The organism is Oerskovia sp. NPDC056781, assembly GCF_042789955.1.
Classification (GTDB): Bacteria; Actinomycetota; Actinomycetes; order Actinomycetales; family Cellulomonadaceae; genus Oerskovia; species Oerskovia rustica.
In genome coordinates this window covers 1-5139 of the sequence record NZ_JBHUAD010000263.1, presented here as the reverse complement: position 1 = coordinate 5139, position 5139 = coordinate 1, and the positions used below count along the sequence as shown (strand labels likewise).

The window sequence follows — 5139 nt, the reverse complement described above, 5'->3', positions numbered from 1 at the left end:
CTGCCGGACGACGCCGATCTGACCGCCGCCGCGCTGCTGGAGCCGGCCGCCGTGGTGGCCGCCGCCGTACTGGTCGCCGCCCCCCGCCCGGGAGAGCGGGTGGCCGTGCTGGGCGCCGTCGGCGTCTCCCGGCACGTGTCGTCCTCGACGAGGAGGGGAGGGCCGGTCAGGGCTCGTCGGTCGTCGCGACCGTGACGCGGACCTGACCCGGGCCGGGGCGCGGCGAACCGTCGGTGGCCTCGGCCGCGGCCCACTCGGGCGACTCGCGGGACCACGTCCGGTCTCCGACGTCGACCTGCACGACGTCCGTCGCGTCGGCGCTGGCCACGGCCCACTGGGCGACGGCCCAGCCGGCCCGGTCCGCCTCCGGAGGGTTCCCCGCGAGCGGCAGGGCGTCGACCGTCACGGCCGCTCCGTCGGCGCTGAGAGGCAGGTCGCCGAGATCACGCTGCACACGGGCCTCCAGGCCGGAGACGGACTCCTCGGTGCTCACGAGCGTCGCGGGGTCGACCGGGGCCAGGTCGCACGTCAGCGTGCCCTGGGAGTTGCCGGTGAGGGCGGAGGCCCAGGCACGGGAACGGGACTCGTGCTGCGCGTATGCGTCGGGGAACCCCGATCGCTGCACGGCCTGGGCGGCCACGGTCACGGGCAGGTCGGTGTAGCCGTCGACCTTGTCGAGGCCGTCGTAGAAGGCCGTCGTCGAGTAGACGGGATCCATGATCTGCCCGATCGTGCCCCAGCCCTGGGAGGGGCGCTGCTGGAACAGGCCGATCGAGTCGCGGTCGCCGTAGTCGATGTTGAGCAGGCGCGACTCCTGCAGGGCGGTCGCGAGGCCGATCGTGGCAGCGCGGGCAGGCATCCCGCGCCGCACGGTCGTCACGGCGATGAGCGCGGCGTTGTCGGACTGTGCCGGGGACAGGTGCCAGGCCTGCCCGTCTGCCGTGGCGGCGCAGCGCTCGGCCACCGGGCTGTGGTCGTCGAGCCGGTTGAGGGCCAGGACGACTCCCGTCGTCGCGACCGCGAGCACGGCGACGACCGTGACGGCGAGGCGCAGCGGACGTCGTCGCCGTCGGTCGCGGGGCATGCGCGGTGCGGACCCTGGGCCCTCCGGTCCGAAGATGGGCGCGGTGCCCTGCGGACCGGAGGAACCCCTGGTGGCGGACACGTCAGTTGGCGTGCAGCGCGGCGTTGAGCTCGATCCCGACGCCCGTGCGCGAGACCGCCTCGACGCCGCCCGTGAGCGAGTTGCGACGGAAGAGCAGGTTGGCCTGTCCCGAGAGCTCGCGCGCCTTGACGACGACCGGGGCGCCGTCGGGGCCGCTGCGGCCGACGAGCGTCACCTTGGTCCCGGCGGTCACGTAGAGGCCGGACTCGACGACGCAGTCGTCCCCGAGCGGGATGCCGAGCCCGGCGTTGGCGCCGAGCAGCGAGCGCTGGCCGATCGAGATGACCTCGCGGCCGCCGCCGGACAGGGTGCCCATGATGGACGCGCCGCCGCCGATGTCGGACCCGTCGCCCACGACGACTCCGGCCGAGATGCGGCCCTCGACCATCGAGGTGCCGAGCGTCCCGGCGTTGAAGTTGACGAAGCCCTCGTGCATGACGGTCGTGCCCGCGGCGAGGTGAGCACCGAGGCGGACCCGGTCGGCGTCGGCGATGCGGACGCCCGAGGGGACGACGTAGTCGACCATGCGGGGGAACTTGTCGACGCCGAGGACCTGGACCGGCTGGCCCGTCGCGGCGCGCAGACGCAGACGGGTCTCCTCGAAGCCCTCGACCGCGCACGGTCCGTGGTTGGTCCACACGACGTTGGCGAGCGCCCCGAAGACGCCGTCCAGGTTGAGACCGTGCGGCGTGACGAGGCGGTGCGAGAGCAGGTGGAGGCGCAGGTAGGCGTCGGCCGCCCCCACGGGGGCCGCGTCGAGGTCGATCTCTGTGCGCACGACCACGACGTCCACACGGCGCGCGTCGTCGCGCTCCGTGAGGGCGTCGAGCGAGGCGGGGGAGGTCTCGTCCGCCGGGGCCGGCCCGAGGGCGGGGGACGGGTACCAGACGTCGAGGACGGTGCCCTCGTCGGTCACGGTGGCGAGGCCGAAGGCCCAGGCGGTGCGGGGGCCGGGTGCGGCGCCGGTGGGAGTCGCTGAAGTCATGCCTTCACCCTATCCGCCACTCCCGGCCGACCGGTGAACCGTCCGGGTAGGGTCTGCGTGTGACCAGCGACGAGACTCCCGACCAGACCTCCGACCAGACCACGCCGACCGTGCCGCCGCCGGCGGTCCGGCTCGACCTCGACGGCGACCTCACGGCGCTCTTCCGCGCGGTGTGCGACGTGCCGTCCGTGAGCGGGGACGAGAAGGCCCTGGCAGACGCGATCGAGGCCGCGCTGCGACCGCTCGCGCACCTGGACGTCGTGCGCGACGGCAACGCGATCGTCGCCCGCACGCAGCTCGGGCGCTCGCGCCGCGTCGTGATCGCCGGGCACATCGACACCGTGCCGCTGACCGACCCCCCGAACCTGCCCACCCGCGTGGTCGGCGAGGGCGCCCAGGCCGAGGTCTGGGGGCGCGGGACGGTCGACATGAAGGGGGGTGTCGCGATCCAGCTCGCGCTCGCGGCGTCCCTCACGGAACCCAACCAGGACGTCACCTGGGTCTTCTACGACCTCGAGGAGGTCGCGTCCGACCTCAACGGCCTGGGTCGCCTCGCCCGCAACCGCCCCGAGCTCCTCCAGGGCGACTTCGCGATCCTCGGCGAGCCCACCGCCGCAGGCATCGAGGGCGGCTGCAACGGGACGCTGCGGGTCGAGGTCCGCGTGCCCGGGGTCACGGCGCACTCGGCACGTGCGTGGATGGGCTCCAACGCGATCCACTCGGCGTCGGTCGTGCTCGACCGTCTCGCGGCCTACGAGCCCGCGTCGATCGAGGTCGAGGGCCTCGTCTACCGCGAGGGCATGAACGCCGTCGGTATCCGCGGCGGCATCGCGGGGAACGTCATCCCGGACGAGTGCGTGGTCACGGTCAACTACCGCTTCGCGCCCTCGCGGTCGCTGCCCGACGCCGAGGCGCACGTCCGCGACCTGTTCTCCGGTTTCGAGGTGGTCGTCACCGACGCCGCTCCTGGTGCGCGGCCGGGGCTCGACGACCCGCTCGCGGCCGACTTCGCCGCCACGGTGCTCGAGCTCACGGGCGGGGCGCCCGCGCCCAAGTACGGCTGGACGGACGTCGCCCGCTTCGCCGAGACAGGGATCCCGGCCGTGAACTTCGGCCCGGGCGACCCCGTGCTCGCTCACAAGGACGACGAGCGCTGCCCGGTCGGCCACCTCGCGCTGTGCCACGACGCGCTGCGCGAGTGGCTCACCCGCTGATCGTCCCGGCCACGGGTCCCGGGACGGCTTAGGCTCGAGAGCATGAGCGACGACGGAGTTCCCCAGGCAGGCACCGGGTACCGCAAGGGTCCGGTGCTGCTGCGGGGCGAGCAGATTCCCCAGCAGACCACCGACCAGCGGCTGCTCGACACCGCGGGCAGCGCGGACTGGGTGCACAGCGACCCGTGGCGGGTCATGAGGATCCAGAGCGAGTTCGTCGAGGGCTTCGGCGCCCTCGCCGAGGTCGGCCCGGCGGTGTCGGTCTTCGGATCGGCGCGCACGCGTCCCGACCACCCGGACTACGCGCTGGCCGAGCAGGTCGGCCGGCTCCTCGCCGAGCGCGACCTCGCGGTCATCACGGGCGGCGGGCCCGGGATCATGGAGGCCGCGAACAAGGGCGCCAACGAGGCGGGAGGCCTGTCGATCGGCCTCGGCATCGAGCTGCCGTTCGAGCAGGGCATGAACAAGTACGTCAACCTCGGCGTGAACTTCCGGTACTTCTTCGCCCGCAAGACGATGTTCGTGAAGTACGCGCAGGGCTTCGTCGTCCTGCCGGGCGGGTTCGGCACGTTCGACGAGCTCTTCGAGGCACTGACCCTGGTCCAGACGCACAAGGTCACCGAGTTCCCCATCGCGCTCGTGGACACCGAGTACTGGCAGGGTCTGCTCGACTGGGCGCGCACGACCGTCGCCGGGCGCGGCATGATCAGCGCGCACGACCTCGACCTGCTGTACCTGTGCGACGACCCGGCAGAGGCCGTCGAGTACGTGTGCGAACGTGGCGCGGAGCTCCGTGCGGAAGAGCTCGAGGCCGTGGCCGACACGGCGACCGCCCAGCAGCGGGCGTCCGGCGACCGGTGACCGAGGCTGTGCCCCCGGTGCAGGGTGACCGGACGTCAGGACTGCGCACGTCGTCGGAGGCTTCCTCACCGGTCCCCCCGCAGTGCGCACCGCTCGTCCTGCGAGGGCGTGAGGTCGGCGTCGACGAGTCGGCCCCCGGGCGCCCCCAGCGCCCCGTGGTCATGGCGATCGTCAACCGCACGACCGACTCGTTCTACGCCCCGGCACGCCAGCTCGACGACGGCGCGGCGCTCGAGGCCGTCGCACGGGCGTGGTCCGAGGGGGCTGCCATCGTCGACGTCGGGGGAGTGCGCGCCGGCACCGGCCCCGAGGTCACCGCGGCCGAGGAGATCCGACGCGTCGTGCCCTTCGTGGGGCGGGTGCGTGCGGAGTTCCCCGACCTGCTCGTGAGCGTCGACACCTGGCGGGCCGAGGTCGCCCGTGAGGCGGCCCTGGCCGGCGCAGACCTGATCAACGACACCTGGGCCGGGCACGACCCGGCCCTGGTCGAGGTCGCGGGCGAGCTCGGCGTGGGCGTCGTGTGCTCGCACACGGGCGGGGCCGTGCCGCGCACCGACCCGTTCCGCGTCGCGTACCCGACGGCGGACGAGGCCAGCCGGCCGCACGACACCCGTGACGCCGTCGTGCAGGACGTCGTGGCGACCCTGACGGCCGCCGCGGCGCGTGCGGTCGCGTGCGGCGTGCCGCCCGCGTCCGTCCTCGTCGACCCGACGCACGACTTCGGCAAGAACACCTGGCACTCGCTCCACCTGGTGCGCAGGACGCAGGCGCTCGCGGGTCTCGGCCACCCGCTGCTCATGGCGCTCTCGCGCAAGGACTTCGTCGGCGAGACGCTCGACCTGCCCGCCGACGAGCGGCTCGAGGGGACGCTCGCGGCGACCGCGGTCGCCGCATGGCTCGGCGCCCGCGTGTTC

General features: G+C 73.8%; 5 protein-coding genes. 3 read left to right on the top strand and 2 right to left on the bottom strand.

From position 1 onward, the window contains the following. Window positions 1-166 precede the first annotated feature (166 nt). Complete coding sequence (locus ACFRCR_RS16725; RefSeq protein WP_377679094.1) at window positions 167-1084, bottom strand: hypothetical protein; 918 nt, start codon at window positions 1082-1084, stop codon at window positions 167-169. Between the two features lie 82 nt (window positions 1085-1166). Beyond that, on the bottom strand, window positions 1167-2150 hold the full coding sequence (dapD, locus tag ACFRCR_RS16720; protein ID WP_377679092.1) for a 2,3,4,5-tetrahydropyridine-2,6-dicarboxylate N-succinyltransferase: 984 nt from the start codon (window positions 2148-2150) through the stop codon (window positions 1167-1169). 110 nt (window positions 2151-2260) lie between these two features. Here dapD and dapE point away from each other — a divergent pair, with 110 nt between their 5' ends. The 3 genes from dapE to folP all read left to right on the top strand — a co-directional run. Further along, window positions 2261-3364: a succinyl-diaminopimelate desuccinylase gene (gene dapE, locus ACFRCR_RS16715; RefSeq protein WP_377679095.1), complete on the top strand. Its 1104-nt coding sequence runs from the start codon at window positions 2261-2263 to the stop codon at window positions 3362-3364. Between the two features lie 42 nt (window positions 3365-3406). Then, entirely contained in the window at window positions 3407-4225 is an 819-nt protein-coding gene (locus ACFRCR_RS16710) for a TIGR00730 family Rossman fold protein (RefSeq protein ID WP_377679090.1), read from the top strand. A gap of 17 nt (window positions 4226-4242) precedes the next feature. Continuing rightward, window positions 4243-5139 (top strand): dihydropteroate synthase (folP, locus tag ACFRCR_RS16705; RefSeq protein WP_377679089.1); only part of this gene is annotated, 897 nt, incomplete at its 3' end.

Coding starts and splice junctions, on each gene's coding strand:
- ACFRCR_RS16710 (WP_377679090.1), top strand. CDS start 3,407: ATGAGCGACGACGGAGTTCCCCAGGCAGGCACCGGGTACCGCAAGGGT.
- ACFRCR_RS16725 (WP_377679094.1), bottom strand. CDS start 1,084: ATGCCCCGCGACCGACGGCGACGACGTCCGCTGCGCCTCGCCGTCACG.
- dapD (WP_377679092.1), bottom strand. CDS start 2,150: ATGACTTCAGCGACTCCCACCGGCGCCGCACCCGGCCCCCGCACCGCC.